An 18,747-nucleotide genomic window follows, 5' to 3' on the forward strand; every position below is an offset into this window, starting at 1 on the left:
GGTTAATCAACAAAGCTTCCAGCCTTCAAAAGACTGGAAGCTTTGTTATTTATTCCCCACCCAATAGCTCCATCAATTCCAAAGCTCTCCTGGTGTTCTTTACATTGTCAAAAGTCAACAGTAATCGCAAACCAGCCGGCGTTTGTTTTTCTTTCATTTTACAAATAGAACTGTTTTTTTGCACAAACAGTAGGACTTGATTAAAACGTTTCGATTGGTAATAATCGGATTGTTGATCCGAAATGAAATACCCAATCATCTTGCCTTGTTTCATTACTAATTTTTCAATTCCAATGCGGGTAGCGATCCATTTGATACGAATACTGTTCATTAATGCTTTGGCACGTGGCGGCATTGGGCCAAAACGATCAATCAATTTATTTTGGAAAATGATGAGTTCTTCTTCGTTTTTTACAGCGCCTAATTCATTGTACAAACTCAATCGTTCCGATACATTATTGATGTATTCATCCGAAAATAATAACTCAAAATCAGTGTCGATTTGAAGGTCCTTGACATATTCTTTGGTTTCCAAATTATTTTCCTCCGGATACAAATCCTTGAATTCATTTTCTTTCAATTCATCAAGGGCTTCATTCATAATTTTTTGGTACGTATCAAAACCAATTTCGTTGATAAAACCGCTTTGTTCACCGCCCAATAAATCTCCGGCACCACGAATCTCAAGATCTTTCATCGCAATATTAAATCCACTTCCCAATTCACTAAATTGTTCCAAAGCCTGAATTCGTTTTCTAGCATCGTCTGTCATTGCGGAATACGGCGGGCAAATAAAATAACAAAACGCTTTCTTGTTGCTACGTCCTACACGACCGCGCATTTGATGTAAATCAGACAATCCAAAATTATTCGCATTATTGATGAAAATCGTGTTCGCATTAGGAACATCCAAACCGCTTTCGATGATGGTCGTGGCCACCAAAACATCAAATTCTCCGTTCATAAAAGCCAACATTAATTCCTCCAGTTTTCGTCCTTCCATTTGGCCGTGACCAATTCCAACTTTGGCATTGGGTACCAAACGCTGGATCATTCCGGCCACTTCTTTGATGTTTTCTATTCTGTTATTGATGAAAAACACCTGTCCGTTACGCTGAATTTCATACGAAATCGCATCCCGAATCAACTCTTCGCTAAAACCGACTACATTGGTTTCAATAGGATAACGATTGGGCGGTGGAGTTGTAATTACGGATAAATCACGCGCTGCCATCAACGAAAATTGTAATGTTCGTGGTATTGGAGTTGCGGTCAATGTCAGTGTATCAACATTGGCAGCTATGGTTTTCAGTTTGTCTTTTACATTAACTCCGAATTTTTGTTCCTCATCCACAATCAACAATCCAAGGTCTTTAAAAACTACATTTTTGTTGACCAGTTGGTGTGTTCCTATCACAATATCGAGTTTCCCTTCGGCTAGTAATTTTAAGGTTTCTGCTTTTTGTTTGGCAGTTCTAAAACGGTTTAAATAGCCAACGGAAACTGGCATATCTTTCAATCGTTCCGTAAAAGTACGGTAATGCTGGTATGCCAAAATAGTTGTAGGAACTAATATCGCCACTTGTTTGCTATTATCCACAGCTTTGAAAGCCGCACGAATAGCGACTTCAGTTTTACCAAAACCTACATCACCACAAACCAAGCGATCCATTGGACGGTCACTTTCCATATCCGCTTTTACTTCTGCCGTTGATTTAGTTTGGTCCGGCGTATCTTCATAAATGAACGAACTTTCCAGTTCATTTTGTAAATAACTGTCGGGCGCAAACTGGAATCCTTTTTCGAGTCTTCTTTTGGCATACAACTGAATCAAATTGAAGGCAATATGTTTGACACGCGCCTTGGTTTTTTGTTTTAAAATCTTCCAGGCGTTCGAACCCAATTTGTAAATTTTGGGTGGCGTTCCGTCTTTTCCGTTGTATTTTGAAATTTTGTGCAGCGAATGAATACTCACATACACAATATCATTATCGGCATACACGAGCTTGATGGCTTCTTGCGTTTTGCCTTCGACTTGTATTTTTTGCAGTCCTCCAAATCGTCCAATTCCGTGATCGATATGCGTCACATAATCCCCAACAGCTAAGGTCGTCAGTTCTTTTAACGTGATATTCTGCTTTTTCGAATAACCGTTTTTAATATTGAATTTATGATACCGTTCAAAAATCTGATGGTCAGTGTAACAGGTAATTTGGTTTTCCTCATCAATAAATCCTTGGTACAAAGGCAAAACAACCGTGTGATACTGCTTGCGGATATTCTCAGAATTGGCTTCATCCAAAGTTTTGAAAATATCATGAAATCGTTTGGCTTGAGCCTCATTAGAACAAAATAAATGATTCTTGTATCCATTGAAATGATTTTCATTCAGATTATTCAACAACAAATCAAATTGTTTGTTGAACGACGGCTGTGGTTGAATGTGAAATTCGAATTTTTTGGTGGTTCTAAAAATAGGTTTTGAACTCAATTCTACAATCGAGAAATCCAAGGCTCGTTTTATAAATTCGGCTTGATTCAAGAACAATTGCTCCGGGGATGACCGCTTTATTTCTTGCGATAATTTTGCGAAAGCTTCTTCGGCTTTGCCAAATTGCTTGTCTAATTGTGATAAAAAATCTTCAGTATTCTGGATGAAAATCACCGTTTTCTCTGAAATATAATCCAAGAAACTTTCTCTGTTTTCCTGAAAAACTTTGTTTTCCACATTAGGGATTATCGTAATTTTCTTCTGTTGTACCATTGACAATTGGGTCGCAACATCAAAGGTACGAATGCTCTCCACTTCATCTCCAAAAAACTCAATTCGGTACGGATTATCATTCGAAAACGAAAAGACGTCGACAATGCCACCACGAACCGAAAATTCTCCGGGTTCAGTAATAAAATCGACTCTTTTGAACTCGTATTCGAACAATACTTCATTGATAAAATCGATAGAAATTTTGTCACCAACAGCAACCTTCAACGTGTTTTTATCTAATTCTTTCCGGGTGACCACTTTCTCGAATAAGGCTTCGGGATAGGTGACAATAACGGCTGATTTCTTGCGGGAATTGATCCGGTTGAGGACTTCGGCGCGAAGCAAAACATTCGCATTATCCGTGTCTTCAATTTCGTACGGGCGGCGAAATGAACCAGGATAAAAGAGTACATCTTGTTCGCCAATCATTTGTTCCAGATCGTTCAAGTAATACGCTGCTTCTTCTTTATTGTTTAGAACAATTAGAAGAGGAAGTTCGGCTTTCTTAAAAACGGATCGAATTACAAATGAAAGTGCGGAGCCCAAAAGTCCCGACAGCTGTATTTTGATTTGCTTGTTTTCTAATAAACGAGCAACGATTTGCTGGGTTTTTGGCGAATTATCGTAGGTATTGTATAAGGCTGTTTTACTCAACGCGTGGAATATTTGGGTCGATTATCGGTGTATTGGGAATGGCTCTTGTGGTATCCATCATTTTCATTAACTCAGATTCCCCTTCCTCGATGGGAATCTTACTTTTCTCTATGATTTTGTCCATCTGTCTTTGAAGCGAAACCAATTCTAAATTGATTTCTGACACTAGCTGCGTTACTTTTTTATCTGGAATAGCATCTAAATTAATAAATAAATCCAACAATCGTACCTTAGTAATTAAGGTCGAAATTCTGCTTTTTATTTGAGGTTTACTGTATTCATAAGGGATATTTTCGTTTAAATCCATTACTTTTTTAGAAAGTGCTTTTGATTTTTGTTGGAACGCTTTAATTGATTTTCTGGGTTTCAGCGCTAATTCAGCCAAAAAAATACGCCAGGCATTCCAAGTAGCCAAACTTTTTTCAGAAGCCTCCGTAACTGGAGTATCATAAAAAACCCAACCCTTTTCTATGTTTTTAAAAATAATTTCTCTTCGCTGCATCTCTTTTTTATTTTCGGAAAGGCGTTTTTGATTATTATCCTGACAGGAAAACAAGAGCAAAGCAAGAGCAAAGAAGATTGCTGTTTTATATTTCATGTGTGGCAATTTGTTGTTTTTTACTGGCTGAATGCAATCGCTATACGCTCTTACTTTTGCAAACGAAAACCCATTATGCTCGTTTAAAAATCGCCATTAATTTAGGTGCAAAGTTACAAAGTAAATTTACAATTACGAATTACGGCATCGGAATAACTATCTAATATCCCTAAAGCAGTTTTTATATTTAAAACCTATAAAATTAAGAAACATAGCTTGTTTTTAATTACAACTTTAAGAATTTAACAGTATTTTTTATCAAAATTATGTTATTTACGAAAACGTTATCTTTGTTTTTTAAAACAGACAAAAATGAGTACTAAAATATTAATTATTGGCGCTTGCGGCCAGATAGGAACGGAACTTACCCAAAAATTACGAAAAATATACGGAACAGAAAATGTAATTGCTTCGGATATTCGAAAGTTAAATATTGACGTTGTCAATTCCGGTCCATTTGAAGTGGTAAATGCCTTGGATTTCAATCAAATTGAACATCTGGTGGAATTGCATCAGATTGACGAGGTCTATTTGATGGCAGCACTTTTATCAGCTACAGCAGAAAAAAACCCAGCTTTTGCTTGGGATTTGAATATGAATTCGTTATTTCACGTTTTGAATTTGGCGAAAGCCGGAAAAATAAAAAAAATATTCTGGCCTTCGAGTATTGCCGTTTTTGGTCCAACAACACCCAGAGAAAATACGCCGCAATACACAATCATGGAACCTTCAACGGTGTACGGAATCAGTAAACAAGCTGGCGAAAGATGGTGCGAATACTACCATAATATTTTTGGTGTAGATGTAAGAAGCATTCGTTATCCTGGTTTAATTAGCTGGTCATCGCCTCCTGGTGGCGGTACAACAGATTATGCGGTAGATATTTTTCACAAGGCGATTTCGGATAAAACATACGAATGTTTTTTATCTTCCGAAACAAAAATGCCGATGATGTATATGGACGATGCCATTGCTGCGACCATCCAAATTATGCAAGCGCCGGTAGAACAAATAAAAATTCATTCTTCATATAATTTGGCGGCAATGAGCTTTACACCGACGGAGATTGCTGCCGAAATCCAGAAACACATTCCTGAATTTACCATCACTTATGAGCCAGACTTCCGTCAAAAAATAGCCGATAGCTGGCCAGCGAGTATTGATGACGCTGAGGCTAGAAAGGACTGGGGATGGAAACATGAGTTTAATTTAGAAACGATGACTGTCGATATGTTGGAGCATTTGAAGTAAATCATTTAACAATATAAACCAAAAAAAAGTCTAGTTGTGAAAATTAGACTTTTTTTATAACGTTTCAATAGTAGTTACTTTATCTCGTACGTATTGTTTTCCTTTTTCAAATCAGCCATTAATCCACTTGAGTCGATGGTGATTTTCTTGATAGAAGCTTTCGATTTAGAAATATCAAATTCAAAGGTTGGGTACGCCCAAGCCCAATCATTCAAAACTGTTCTTTTTATGGCGGGATTTGGATTTTCTTTTTCGAAACTCATCATGCGCAACGGAATGTAGAAACTTTCCGTTGTTCCATCTGTGTACTCCACTAATAAATCAATTGGCATTGGCATTCTACCAATTCTTTCTAAAGTAACGGTTGTTTTGTCTCCATTTTCTTTTATATCCTTAATACCATAATCAATAGTATTGGTGGTTTCTGTCCAATCCACTAAGTACCAATCGAGATTTGCTCCAGAAATTCGTTCTGCAGATCTTTTAATGTCATTTGGCGTAGGGTGCTTGAATTTAAAATCGCTGTAATATTTCTTCAATGTTTTCATGACATTATCTTTTCCAATCAAATACATCAATTGAGTCAAGAAAATTTCCCCTTTACTATACGATGTGATGCTGTAGACTCTGTTTTCATCAAAACGATCTGCATGCGTTCCTTGTGGTAATTCTTTTCCCGAATTTGCCATAGAAAAATAACCGGTATAGGCTCCTGTATAAGGGTTTTCTACTTTTTTATTTGCAATTTCATTCAGTCCAAAATCTTCCAGAAATGAGGTAAAACCTTCGTCCATCCATCCGTGTTTTGATTCATTGGAAGCCAAAACATGTTGGAACCAAGAGTGCGCCATTTCGTGTGCAGTTACTCCAAGCAATCCTTCAAAACTACCTTGTCCTAAAATCAGTGTACACATGGCATATTCCATACCACCATCGCCACCCTGAATCACAGAATATTGTTTGTATGGATAATCCCCTACCGTTTTGTTGTAAATTTCCATTAACTGGACCGTTTTTGGTTGCAGGTTTTTCCAGTTTTGAATGTATTTAGGGTTGTTTTTATACAAAAAATGCAAATCAACACCGTTAGGCCCTTTTACTACATCGTGAATGTAATCCGGATCAGCAGCCCATGTAAAATCATGAACCATTGGTGCATTAAAATGCCAAGTCAACATTTTTGTTTTCTTTGGAACAGACACAACAACACCTTGGTCTTGATAGCCGTGACCAATTTCATTTTTGTTTTGCAAATAACCGGTACCGCCTAAAACGTAATCCTTGTCAATAGTAATATTTACGTCAAAATTTCCCCAAACACCATGAAATTCTCTGGCAATGTAAGGATCAGCATGCCAACCTTCAAAATCAAATTCAGCCATTTTTGGATACCATTGCGACATGGATAATGCTACACCTTCAGCATTATTTCTTCCGGAACGACGAATCTGAATGGGAACCTGACCCTCAAAATCTAATGTAAATGTAGTTTTAGTATTCGGTAATATTGGCTTGGCCAAAGTCACTTCAAGAATAGTTCCAACCTCTTTTGCAGTAGCAACTGCTCCATCTTGTTTAAAATTAGAAATTCGCAAAAAACCAATTTCATTTGGTTTCAGGTTTTTAATGCGGCTTTCCTTCACTTCTTTACCGTCTACTTTTATTTTGGTGACCATTCTGCCGTCAGGATCTTTGATACTTTGGATTCTGGCATCCATTTCGCTTCCGGGCTGAAAGGCATTATTAAATAGGTGATAATATACTTTTCTCAAAGTATCCGAAGAATTATTGGTGTATACCAATTCCTGCTTCCCGGTGTACTGGTATGTTTTTACATCCAAGGTAACATCCATTTTGTAATCGACATGTTGTTGCCAATACGAGGAGTTTTGGGCAAAAACAGTTCCGAGACCAAAAACAACAAAAGAAAATAAAAGTAATTTTTTCATAGGTAGGTTTAAATAAAAATGGAAGGACAAACTGCCCTTCCAAGTACTAAATTCTTAAAATATTATTTTTTAGACATTTTTTCTGCCATGAGTAAAGCATTGTATGCATTTACTATTTTACCAGATTTAGAAAGTGCCGAAAAGGGACGCGTGTCATTTGGTTTTCCTCCCACAATAACAGCTGTTGTAATTGCAATTCCGGAATCCATCAAGATGTGTTTTACTTGTTGCGCGGATAATTTTGGGTAATACGAACGGATCAAAGCCGCTACTCCGGCAACGTTTGGCGCAGCCATTGAAGTTCCTTGCAAGTATTTATAAGTATCGTTTGGAGTTGTAGCATAGATTTTTACGCCAGGCGCAAAAACATCTACATTAATTTTTCCAATGTTAGAAAAACGAGCCACCACTTTGTTTCCATATTCAAAATTTAAAGCCCCAATTGTGATAAAATTATCTGCAAACTCTGTTATTTTATCCTCAGAGTCATTTGGAAAATTGTCTGCATAATCGATGTCTTTTGCGTCATTTCCGGCTGCATGTACAATCAAGACGTCTTTTTTCTCTGCATATTTTATAGCATCGTACACCCATTGCTTGTGAGGAGAAAAGCCTTTTCCAAAACTTCCGTTGATTACTTTGGCTCCATTATCTACTGCGTAACGAATTCCAAGTGCAATATCTTTATCATACTCATCTCCATCCGGCACAGCGCGAACGGTCAGAATTTGAACATTATTAGCCACACCATCACCCCCCAAAGTATTATTTCTGGTTTGAGCAACAATTCCGGCAACGTGAGTCCCATGAAGAATTTCATTCTTGTCTGGTCCCATCACATTATTGTTTCCGTATTTAGTATCCGTAATATCATTTGGATTATCTCCTACCACTTTACGGTAGTCTGTTTTTAGATTGTCTCCGTTTATAAGGGCAACCTGATCGTCTAATTGTTTTTGAATAGCCACTTTTAGTTCCGCAATTGGCAATCCATAAGAAAGCATTTGTTGCATAGCCGCTTTGCTCTTTTGTATTTCCAGTTCTTGCGAAACAATCGCATTTACCTCTTCAATGGTATAAACTGACTTACCAAAATGTTTTACTAAAGTAGCATCGCTGGTCATAAGAGCCGCTAACATTTGCTCGGAACGTGTTTTTCCTGCCGCAGCATCAGCCACTTTTTTGTCATTCAACGCTTTTGCAGCTTGATAGGTAACGTCATCTACCAGGGTTTTATCTTTGATAATCCTTTCGTATTCCAGATTCTCTTTGGTACTATCTCCAAGAAAATTCCAACCGTGAATATCATCAATATATCCATTTTTGTCATCGTCAATTCCGTTTCCGGGAATTTCTTTGGTATTAGTCCAAAGTGCCGATTTTAAATCCTCATGTTCAATATCCACTCCCGAATCTACAATCCCAACAATAACAGGCACGCCTTTTTTACCCTTCAATAATTCAGCATACGCTTTATCTACGCTCATTCCGGGAATCGTGTCAGTAACAATATCTAAATGGCTCCAACGTTTCAAGTCATTTTCAGTTATTGGTGCTTTTTTTGTAATATTCAAAGGAGCGCTTATGGCAACCAGTCCAGAAATTGAAGTATTTGAAACTTGTCTTGAAGCGCCACAACCTGCTAATGCTAATAAAGCAAAAGCAGAAATGCAAATGGGTTTAATGGTATTCATCGAAAATGTTTTTTGTTAATTTTAAAATATTTGTCTAAAATAATTTTTTTTGTTACAACTGAAACTATACTTAACACTACGTTAAGACTTCATCACATGAAAACCGTTCTTTCAAACGCACCCCTTTTTCCGTTTTTTCAACCGTTATGATTTCGTTATGCGCATCATGTTCTAAGAATAAATAGTAATTATTTTCTGCCGCAGCATTTAGAAATTTCGCTTTTTCAGGCATCGTTAACAAAGGTCTGGTGTCATAACCCATGACATACGCAATGGGAACGTGTCCGGCTGTTGCCAATAAATCAGCGCAAAAAACGATGGTTTTGTCCTTGTACTGTATGTGCGGAATCATTTGCTTTTCCGTATGTCCATCAGCAAAGAAGATGCCAAAACCCAATTCCGATTTTGCCAGAAAATCGCCTTCCGGTCTTTGGATAAAATGCAACTGACCGCTTTCCTGTATCGGCAAAATGTTTTCAGACAAGAACGATGCTTTCTCTCTGGGATTTGGTTTGGTTGCCCATTCCCAGTGATTTTCGTTACTCCAGAATTTAGCGTTTTTAAAAGCCGGTTCATACCCCGTTTTGCCCTTATTCCATTGTACACTGCCCCCACAATGGTCAAAATGCAAATGCGTCATAAAAACATCCGTGACATCATCCCGATGAAAACCGTGTTTAGCTAATGAGTTGTCCATCGAATGGGTACCCCAAAGCGAGTAATATCCAAAAAATTTATCGGATTGTTTGTTTCCCATTCCGGTATCAATCAAAATCAATCGATTGCCCTCTTCAATTAGTAAACAACGAGCGGCAATGTCAATCAGGTTATTCTCATCTGCGGGATTGGTTTTGTTCCAAATGGTTTTTGGCACTACGCCAAACATTGCACCTCCATCTAATTTAAAGTTTCCAGTTTCTATGGGGTATAATTTCATGTTTTTGTGTTTTTTGAGAAGTTTCAAAGTTAAGGAATTCAAATGCTTTTAGTTGTTTAAAATAGCTTTTTTCTATTTTTGTATTGGTTATAAAAATGTTATCAACTATGTAAAAAGCTTTTTATATACTATCTTTGTCTTTAATTTAGACAAAATCAATATAAGCTATGATAAAAGTTTCTGACACAGCAAGAAAAAAAATCATCGATTTAATGCAAGATGATGGTTTTGACGCCTCCATAGACTACGTGAGAGTAGGTGTGAAAAGCGGCGGATGTTCTGGATTGTCTTATGATTTAAAATTTGATAAAACAAAAAGCGACGACGATAAGATTTTTATAGACAACGATATCACTATTGCTGTCGAAAAAAAATCCTTTCTGTACCTAGCCGGAACAGTATTAGAATTTTCAGGAGGAATAAATGGCAAAGGATTTGTTTTTAATAATCCTAATGCCAATAGAACATGTGGTTGCGGTGAGAGTTTCTCTCTTTAATTTAAAGATTGAAAAATTTAAAAATTAAAAGATTAATGATAGTATGACAAAATCATTTGAAGAATTTGATGTCCATAAAAAAGGTATTGTCTTAACTAAATTAGTTTTTGAATTATTAAATAATAAATCCTTGGAAAAAGAATTTGGTTTTAAGGACCAAATAAAAAGAGCAGTAGTTTCAATTACAAATAATATTGTCGAAGGTTCAGAATACAACAGTAATAGACAATTTACAAGATATTTAAAAATCTCCAAAGGCAGTTGTGCTGAGGTTAGAAATATGTTAGTATTATCCAGATAGTTAGGTTTTTGCAATCACGAAGAAATTCAAAAAAGTTATAATTTAACTATTGAGATTTCTCAAAACCTTTCTAATTTTATTAAATATATTAGACACAAATAATAAAGTTTAATATTCAATAATTGAATCTTTAAATCTTTAAATCTTTAAATCAGAATGAGCAAATATACAGAAGACGACTTAAAAATCGAACTCGAAAATAAAGAATACGAATACGGATTTTACACTGAATTAGAATCAGAAACGTTTCCTATAGGTTTAAATGAAGATATCGTTCGCGCTATTTCGCACAAAAAAGGAGAACCTCAATGGATGACTGATTGGCGTCTTGAGGCTTTTCGTGCTTGGGAGCAAATGACAGAGCCAGAATGGGCAAATGTGCATTATACCAAACCTGATTTTCAGGCTATTTCCTATTATTCAGCTCCAAAAGCGGTAGATCCAAATAAAACATTGGATGATGTAGATCCGGAACTTTTAGAAATGTACAAAAAGTTAGGCATCTCTGTCGATGAGCAAAAGATGATGAATAATGTAGCTATGGATATCGTTGTGGATTCCGTTTCAGTAGCAACGACTTTCAAAAAAACATTAGGCGAAAAAGGAATTATCTTCATGAGTATTTCTGAAGCCATCAAAGAACATCCCGAATTAGTTCGTAAATATTTAGGGACAGTTGTACCGCAAAAAGACAACTTTTATGCGGCGCTGAATTCGGCAGTTTTCTCTGACGGATCTTTCTGTTATATTCCAAAAGGCATTCGTTGTCCAATGGAACTATCTACTTATTTTAGAATTAATCAAGCAGGAACAGGACAATTTGAAAGAACATTATTAATTGCTGACGAAGGTAGCTATGTGTCTTACTTAGAAGGTTGCACCGCTCCAAGTCGTGATGAAAATCAATTGCACGCTGCAGTAGTAGAATTAATCGCTTTGGACGATGCCGAAATAAAATATTCAACCGTACAAAACTGGTATCCGGGAAACAAAGAAGGAAAAGGCGGCGTTTTCAACTTTGTAACCAAAAGAGGAATTTGCGAGAAAAACGCAAAAATTTCCTGGACACAAGTGGAGACCGGCTCTGCAATAACATGGAAATATCCTTCGGTTATTTTAAAAGGAGACAATTCAACCGGCGAATTTTATTCGATTGCGGTGACCAATAATTTCCAACAAGCCGATACAGGAACTAAGATGGTGCATCTAGGTAAAAACACTAAATCTACTATTATATCTAAAGGGATTTCTGCCGGAAGATCACAAAATAGTTACAGAGGTTTGGTGCGCATTTCAGCAAACGCAGAGAACGCTAGAAACTTTTCACAATGTGATTCCTTATTAATGGGAAACAATTGTGGCGCGCATACGTTTCCTTATATCGAAAGCAAAAATCCATCGGCAAAAATCGAACATGAGGCTACGACAAGTAAAATTGGCGAAGACCAAGTTTTCTATTGCAACCAACGTGGAATTCCAACCGAAAAAGCTATTGCTTTAATCGTAAACGGTTTCAGTAAAGATGTATTGAATAAGTTACCAATGGAATTCGCCGTAGAAGCACAAAAATTATTAGAAATTTCGTTAGAAGGTTCTGTAGGGTAATTTTTTAAATCTAAATATTATGGATATAATTTTAAAAAATGTAAAGAAAAAAGATTTTCCATTGTTAAAATCGTTGGCGAAATCACTTGGATTTGAAATTGTAAAAGAAGAAAATCCATATAACCCTGAGTTTGTAAAAGAAATTTTGGAAGCAGAACAAAGTATTAAAAACGGGAAAGGGATAAAAATGACGATGGAAGAAATACGTGCTTTATGCAAATAGTATTTACGACTAAAGCTAGAAAAGATTTAGATTTTTGGATTAAATCTGGAAATAAAAATATTTTAAATAAAATTACAGATTTAATAGAAGACATTCAACTACATGCTTTTGAAGGAATTGGAAAGCCGGAACAATTAAAATACCAGCTTTCTGGAAAATGGTCAAGAAGAATAAATCAAGAACATCGCATTATATATAAAGTTACCGAAAAAATACAATTGAAATATTAGACATTTTATCACTAAAAGGTCATTACGAATAAACAAAGAAACAAATGTTAAGCATAAAAAATTTACACGCCTCAATAGGTGACAAAGAAATATTAAAAGGAATCAACCTTGAAGTAAAAGCGGGAGAAATTCACGCAATAATGGGACCAAATGGTGCTGGAAAAAGTACGTTAGCCTCCATTATTGCAGGAAACGAAAACTACGAAGTAACCGAAGGCGAAATCACTTTAGACGGAGAAGACCTTTCGGAATTGGCACCAGAAGAAAGAGCGCACAAAGGCGTTTTTCTTTCGTTCCAATATCCAGTGGAAATTCCAGGAGTTTCAGTTACCAACTTCATGAGAACAGCAATCAACGAAACCCGTAAAGCTAAAGGATTAGAAGAAATGCCTTCTAATGAAATGCTAAAAGTGATTCGGGAGAAATCAGAATTATTAGAAATTGACCGTAAATTTTTGTCTCGCTCTTTAAACGAAGGTTTTTCTGGTGGTGAGAAAAAAAGGAATGAAATTTTCCAAATGGCAATGCTAGAACCAAAATTGGCTATTCTTGATGAAACTGATTCTGGACTTGATATTGATGCCTTGCGTATTGTTGCAAATGGGGTAAACAAACTAAAAAGCGACAAAAATGCAATTGTAGTGATCACACACTACCAAAGATTGTTAGACTATATCGTTCCTGATTTTGTTCACGTATTGTACAATGGAAAAATTGTAAAATCTGGTGGAAAAGAACTGGCACACGAACTGGAAGAAAAAGGATACGACTGGATTAAACAAGAACAAGAAGCTTAAAATTAAAATAGTCTAAAGTCGAAGGTCATAAAGTCAAAAGAAAAAAGTAATGGGAAAATTTAATTCTTTCGAAGAAATTAATTCTTGGCAAAAAGCAAGAGTTTTTAACAAAAAAGTTTACCTAGTTACCGAAAACACAAATTTCAAGAAAGACTTTGATTTCACTAGACAAATTAGGCGAGCATCAATTTCTATATCATCAAATATCGCTGAAGGCTTTGAGAGAAATACAGACAAAGAGTTTATTTACTTTTTATATGTTGCAAAAGCTTCCGCTGGAGAAGTTCGTTCTCAATTATATTTAGCATTTGATTTAGATTATATTACTAAAGAAGAATTTGAAAAACTTTTAGAATCAGTAACAGAAATATCAAAATTGTTAAGTGGTTTTATTAAATACCTAGAATCTAGTCGTAAAGTTTAAAAATCGAAAGTCGAAAGTCTAAAATAGTTGAATCAGCTATTTTATGCTTATACCGACTTTAAGACATTTGACTTTCGACTTTAAGACTTAAATAAAAATGGAATTAAAAGAAAAATTACTATCGTCTTTTATGGCTTTCGAAGAACGCATTGATGTACATTCTGAACTTCATGATGTGAGAACTGCAGCCATAAAAAACTTCGAAAATAAAGGTTTCCCAACAAAAAAAGAGGAGTCTTGGAAATACACATCGCTAAACGCCATCCTGAAAAATGACTTTACCGTTTTTTCAAAACAGGAAAATGCAGTTGAATTCAACCATGTAAAAAAATATTTCTTACACGAAATAGACACCTACAAAGTAGTATTTATCGACGGTGTTTTCAGTTCTAATTTATCGTCAACCACACACGAAGGAATTGATGTTTGCTTAATGTCATCGGCATTGACCAAACCAAAATACAAAATGGTTATTGATACTTATTTTAATCAAATTGCCAGCAAAGAGGAAAGTCTAACATCATTGAATACGGCTTTCGCCAATGAAGGAGCGTATATCAATATCCCAAAAAGTAAAGTAGCTGACAAGCCTATTGAAATCATGTATTTCTCTACAGGGAATGAAGCAGCACTAATGGTTCAACCTAGAAATTTGATTATTGTAGGGGAGAATTCCCATGTACAAATTATTGAACGGCATCAAAGCTTAACCGAAAATCCCGTATTAACGAATTCTGTGACTGAGATTTTTGCTCAAAAACGCGCCATCGTTGATTATTATAAAATTCAAAACGATACGCTTGAAGCCAATCTCATTGACAATACCTACGTTTCTCAAAAACAAGAAAGCAGTGTATCCGTTAATACGTTTTGTTTTGGCGGAAACCTCACCAGAAACAACTTGAACTTTTATCATTTTGGAGAAAGAATCGTAAGTTATCTTAACGGAATAACAATAATTGGGGAGAAACAACACGTAGATCATTACACTCTAGTGCAGCACTCTACTCCTAATTGCGAAAGTCATCAAGATTATAAAGGAATCTATTCTGATCGCTCGACAGGCGTTTTCAACGGAAAGATTTTTGTAGAAAGAGAAGCACAAAAAACCAATGCCTTTCAAAAAAGCAATAATATACTCTTGAGTGATAAAGCAACAATCAACGCCAAACCGCAACTAGAAATTTTTGCTGATGATGTAAAATGTTCTCATGGCTGTACTATTGGACAATTGGATGAAACCGCAATGTTCTACATGCAAGCGCGTGGAATTCCTAAAAAAGAAGCCAAAGCGTTATTAATGTATGCCTTCTCCAATGCAGTTATTGAAAGCATTAAAATACCGGAACTCAAAAAACGAATTACTACGATTATTGCAACTAAATTAGGTGTAAAAATGGGATTCGATTTGTAATCAACACTAAAAAGAAGTTATAATAGTAACCCTGTCAGAGTTTAAAACTCTAACAGGGTTTTTTATCCAATCATTTTTTCACACTCTCCACAATCCCACGCAACATTCCATTAAAATCAAAATTAGGATTTTCCTTCAAACCCATTCGTACAATCACTAAATCCAGTGATGGAATAATCGCTACCATCTGACCTTGAAAACCGCTGCAGTAATACATATCTCTGGGAACATCAGGGAAGTGTCCGCCGGCATTGAGCCAAAAGTGTCCACCATATCTTCCATTCGAAGTGTTTGTAGGAGTTGCGGTGTATTTTGCCCAACTTTCGTTGAAAATTTGTTCACCATTCCAGTTGCCTTTATGCAAATACAACAACCCAAATTTAGACCAATCACGTGTGGTAGCCCAACCGTAAGATGAACCCACATAATTTCCTGCCATATCCGTTTCGATTACCATCGAGTACATTCCTATTTTATCTATCAAGGCACTGTACCAGAAATCTAAATATTCCTGATGCGTTTTGAACTGCTTCCGTAAAATTCCCGAAAGCAAATTCGTGGTCCCCGAAGAATAATTCCAATGCGTATTCGTCCGGAATACCATTGATTTTTTCCGTTGTACAAGGGTCATGTCTTCGGCTTGGAAAAGCATTTTGGTGGCATCAGAAATTTTATCGTATTGCTCCTCCCATTCTAAACCGGAATTCATGTGTAATAAATCATTGGTAGTAATACTTTTTCGATCGTCATTTTTCCATTCTGGAATTGGAGCAGGTTTGTAAATATCGTATTTGCCTTGTATTTCCAAAATTCCAAACATGGCGCTGGTAATACTTTTTGTCATCGACCAACCCAATATTTTACTGTTTTTATCAAAACCGCTATCGTATTTTTCGGCAATAATTTTATCTTTATAAATCACTAAAAGGGAGCGGGTTCTTTTTTTGATTGCCTCTTTTTCATCAAAAGCATTGGCAACAGCTGCATTCAATTTAGTGTAATCAACATCTGAAAAAACAGTGTCTTTTGGCTCGTTATTCCCGTATGGAAAAGGCATATTAATATTCAATCTCGTTCTTTTAGGAACCAAATACGGCTTTGAAACATCAAAATCATCGTTGATTAAAGTGGCCCCCAAGCCTTCACGATAAATCGCTTTTCGTTCTTTCAAACCATAAACCGAAGCAATCGCAAATTTTCCGGTAGCTTCTATTTTGTTTTTGGCTAAGTCAATCATATCGATGTCATTGTCGCCTTTTTCTATCATTTTCTGCGAACGATTATCAATAAAATGTCCCGAGGCTATACTTTTGGCTGAAAAGCCAGAAATTAAATCCAATTTTGGATAGGTTATTAAACCAACATAAAAGATTCCGATAAAAGAGACAAAACCAACGAACTTGAATACTTTTTTCATAGAGGCTTAATTTGAAGCAATTTAATAAAAAAGAACCACATTATTGGAACAGTATCGGATTGAGAAAATGAGGTATTATTAACAAGTGTTTGCTATAAATTAATTCCAATTTCACTACTTTTGTATGTAGAAAAATTCTAAATAAGAAAAGACCAATACTAAATTGGATTGTCGAAAAAATTGTTGACTATTGGCGTTCTATCTTACCAATAAAAACAATAAAAACAAGCAGATAAAATGTTAGATGTAAATAAAATTAGAGCCGACTTCCCTATTCTTTCTCAGAAAGTAAACGGGAAAGCATTGGTTTATTTTGACAACGGAGCCACTTCGCAAAAGCCACAAGTTGTGATTGATGCGATCTCTAAATACTACCAGGAAATCAATGCTAATATTCATCGTGGTGTTCATACGCTGAGCCAACTGGCCACCGATGCATATGAAATTTCACGCGGTAAATTACAAAATCACATCAATGCAAAATTTCCCCATGAAGTGCTTTTTACTTCGGGGACTACTCATGGAATTAATTTAGTGGCCAATGGATTTACTTCGATTTTGAAACCCGGTGATGAAATTTTAGTTTCGGCAATGGAACACCACAGCAATATTGTGCCTTGGCAAATGTTGTGTGAGAAAACCGGAGCAATTTTGCGGGTCATTCCAATGAATCTGGATGGCGAACTGATCATGTCCGAATATGACAAATTACTTTCGGACAAAACGAAGATTGTAACAGTAAATCATATTTCGAATGCTCTTGGAACTGTCAATCCTATCAAATACATGATTGACAAAGCACATGAGGCAGGAGCCGCAATTTTGATTGATGGCGCACAAGCCGTTCCACACCTGAAACCAGATGTACAAGAATTAAATTGTGATTTTTATGTTTTTTCAGGACATAAAATATGTGGTCCAACTGGCGTCGGAATTTTATACGGAAAAGAAGCGTGGTTGAATAAATTACCCCCATATCAAGGCGGAGGCGAAATGATCAAAGAAGTAACTTTCGAAAAAACTACTTATGCGGAATTGCCCCATAAATTTGAGGCCGGAACACCAAATATTGCCGGAGGAATTGTTCTGGGAACTGCGGTTGATTATATGAACGAAGTGGGTTTTGACAACATTCAACAACAGGAATTAGAATTATTGGAATATGGAACCAAACGGTTATTGGAAATTGAAGGGTTGAAAATTTTTGGCACCGCAGCAGCAAAGACTTCCGTAATATCCTTTAATATTGAAGGCATTCATCCGTACGATATTGGCACTATAATTGACAAGCTAGGAATAGCCGTACGAACAGGCCATCATTGTGCGCAACCCATCATGGATTTCTTTAAGATTCCAGGTACGATACGAGCATCATTTGCTTTTTATAATACCACCGAAGAAATTGATGTTATGGTTGAAGCTATTAAAAAAGCAAAAGTCATGCTGTCCTAAAATTTAAAATTATCTTCATATGAAATCGCCATGACAGAAGCTGTATCAAACACCAATGAAGATCTGGCGATACCATATTCCTATAAAAAACAAATATTATCTTCATATGAAAATACTATCTATTATATTCCTGACTATTTTTATGGGCAACGGTTGCAATAGTGCCAAAGCGCAAGATATGGAAACTACTGTTATTGAATACACGGCCAACACCAGAGGTTTTTATCAAAAAATAACGCTGAAAAATCAGATACTGACAGTTTCAAAAGACAGAGACGGAAATGACAAACCAATACCCAAAAAAGTATCGGATGCCGACTGGAAAGAGTTAGTAGATTGTTTTAAAACAGTGAAATTGGATAGTTTGTCTAAGCTCAAAGCGCCCAGCGAAAAACGTTTTCATGACGGTGCCGCTATAGCCAAACTGAAAATTACCCTTAAGGAGAAAGCCTATGAAACCACTAGTTTTGATCACGGTTTTCCACCAAAAGAAATTAAGAAGTTTGTGAATACGATAACTTCATTAGCTAAAGAATAATA

The 18,747-nt window shown here is 36.1% G+C and carries 17 protein-coding genes; 11 read left to right on the forward strand and 6 right to left on the reverse strand.

The window, feature by feature from the left end; all coding sequences use genetic code 11:
- Positions 1–49: 49 nt before the first annotated feature.
- Together mfd and EKL95_RS02775 are read right to left on the reverse strand one after the other, a co-directional pair.
- Positions 50–3,418: a transcription-repair coupling factor gene (gene mfd / locus EKL95_RS02770; protein WP_126563505.1), complete on the reverse strand. Its 3,369-nt coding sequence runs from the start codon at positions 3,416–3,418 to the stop codon at positions 50–52.
- Complete coding sequence (locus EKL95_RS02775; RefSeq protein WP_126563506.1) at positions 3,411–4,016, reverse strand: hypothetical protein; 606 nt, start codon at positions 4,014–4,016, stop codon at positions 3,411–3,413. Before EKL95_RS02775 ends, mfd begins: the two co-directional genes overlap by 8 nt.
- 312 nt (positions 4,017–4,328) lie before the next feature.
- On the opposite strand from EKL95_RS02775, the gene EKL95_RS02780 reads away from it, so the two are divergent.
- Positions 4,329–5,267 (forward strand): L-threonine 3-dehydrogenase, encoded by a 939-nt coding sequence (locus EKL95_RS02780; protein ID WP_126563507.1) that lies wholly within the window; start codon positions 4,329–4,331, stop codon positions 5,265–5,267.
- Positions 5,268–5,341: 74 nt separating this feature from the next.
- On the opposite strand, the gene EKL95_RS02785 is transcribed toward EKL95_RS02780, so the two are convergent.
- The 3 genes from EKL95_RS02785 to EKL95_RS02795 all read right to left on the reverse strand — a co-directional run bounded on the left by EKL95_RS02785 (position 5,342) and on the right by EKL95_RS02795 (position 9,847).
- Positions 5,342–7,216: a M1 family metallopeptidase gene (locus tag EKL95_RS02785; RefSeq protein ID WP_126563508.1), complete on the reverse strand. Its 1,875-nt coding sequence runs from the start codon at positions 7,214–7,216 to the stop codon at positions 5,342–5,344.
- A gap of 62 nt (positions 7,217–7,278) precedes the next feature.
- Positions 7,279–8,910: a S8 family peptidase gene (locus EKL95_RS02790; RefSeq protein WP_126515245.1), complete on the reverse strand. Its 1,632-nt coding sequence runs from the start codon at positions 8,908–8,910 to the stop codon at positions 7,279–7,281.
- 76 nt (positions 8,911–8,986) lie between these two features.
- Positions 8,987–9,847 carry an MBL fold metallo-hydrolase gene (locus EKL95_RS02795; RefSeq protein WP_126455803.1) on the reverse strand — a complete coding sequence of 287 codons (861 nt, stop codon included), beginning with the start codon at positions 9,845–9,847 and terminating at the stop codon, positions 8,987–8,989.
- A gap of 167 nt (positions 9,848–10,014) precedes the next feature.
- Between EKL95_RS02795 and EKL95_RS02800 the strand changes: the two genes are divergently transcribed.
- The 8 genes from EKL95_RS02800 (at position 10,015) to sufD (ending at position 15,338) form a co-directional block, all read left to right on the forward strand.
- A complete protein-coding gene (locus EKL95_RS02800) occupies positions 10,015–10,344 on the forward strand; it encodes a HesB/IscA family protein (protein ID WP_126455801.1) in 330 nt (109 codons plus the stop codon).
- A 43-nt stretch (positions 10,345–10,387) separates the two neighbouring features.
- Positions 10,388–10,645: a four helix bundle protein gene (locus EKL95_RS02805; RefSeq protein ID WP_199736767.1), complete on the forward strand. Its 258-nt coding sequence runs from the start codon at positions 10,388–10,390 to the stop codon at positions 10,643–10,645.
- A 156-nt stretch (positions 10,646–10,801) separates the two neighbouring features.
- Positions 10,802–12,250: a Fe-S cluster assembly protein SufB gene (gene sufB / locus EKL95_RS02810; RefSeq protein ID WP_126457852.1), complete on the forward strand. Its 1,449-nt coding sequence runs from the start codon at positions 10,802–10,804 to the stop codon at positions 12,248–12,250.
- A 19-nt stretch (positions 12,251–12,269) separates the two neighbouring features.
- Positions 12,270–12,473 (forward strand): DUF2683 family protein, encoded by a 204-nt coding sequence (locus EKL95_RS02815; protein WP_126552921.1) that lies wholly within the window; start codon positions 12,270–12,272, stop codon positions 12,471–12,473.
- Positions 12,464–12,703: a Txe/YoeB family addiction module toxin gene (locus tag EKL95_RS02820; protein WP_126561336.1), complete on the forward strand. Its 240-nt coding sequence runs from the start codon at positions 12,464–12,466 to the stop codon at positions 12,701–12,703. The genes EKL95_RS02815 and EKL95_RS02820 overlap by 10 nt, the downstream gene beginning before the upstream one ends.
- A 44-nt stretch (positions 12,704–12,747) precedes the next feature.
- Positions 12,748–13,500: a Fe-S cluster assembly ATPase SufC gene (gene sufC / locus EKL95_RS02825; protein WP_126455797.1), complete on the forward strand. Its 753-nt coding sequence runs from the start codon at positions 12,748–12,750 to the stop codon at positions 13,498–13,500.
- Between the two features lie 49 nt (positions 13,501–13,549).
- Positions 13,550–13,924, forward strand: coding sequence for a four helix bundle protein (locus tag EKL95_RS02830; RefSeq protein WP_126552919.1), 375 nt, complete (start codon positions 13,550–13,552; stop codon positions 13,922–13,924).
- Positions 13,925–14,021: 97 nt separating this feature from the next.
- The gene (gene sufD, locus EKL95_RS02835; RefSeq protein ID WP_126552917.1) at positions 14,022–15,338 is read left to right on the forward strand and encodes a Fe-S cluster assembly protein SufD; all 1,317 of its coding nucleotides are present in this window, start codon (positions 14,022–14,024) and stop codon (positions 15,336–15,338) included.
- Positions 15,339–15,408: 70 nt separating this feature from the next.
- On the opposite strand, the gene EKL95_RS02840 is transcribed toward sufD, so the two are convergent.
- Positions 15,409–16,755 (reverse strand): serine hydrolase domain-containing protein, encoded by a 1,347-nt coding sequence (locus tag EKL95_RS02840; RefSeq protein ID WP_126561337.1) that lies wholly within the window; start codon positions 16,753–16,755, stop codon positions 15,409–15,411.
- 237 nt (positions 16,756–16,992) lie between these two features.
- Between EKL95_RS02840 and EKL95_RS02845 the strand changes: the two genes are divergently transcribed.
- Together EKL95_RS02845 and EKL95_RS02850 are read left to right on the forward strand one after the other, a co-directional pair.
- Positions 16,993–18,207, forward strand: a complete 1,215-nt coding sequence (locus EKL95_RS02845; RefSeq protein WP_126563509.1) for an aminotransferase class V-fold PLP-dependent enzyme — start codon at positions 16,993–16,995, stop codon at positions 18,205–18,207.
- A gap of 106 nt (positions 18,208–18,313) precedes the next feature.
- Positions 18,314–18,745, forward strand: coding sequence for a hypothetical protein (locus EKL95_RS02850; RefSeq protein WP_126552911.1), 432 nt, complete (start codon positions 18,314–18,316; stop codon positions 18,743–18,745).
- Positions 18,746–18,747 lie beyond the last annotated feature (2 nt).

This window comes from Flavobacterium sp. LB2P53 (assembly GCF_003970305.1).
In the GTDB taxonomy this organism is placed as follows: Bacteria; Bacteroidota; Bacteroidia; order Flavobacteriales; family Flavobacteriaceae; genus Flavobacterium.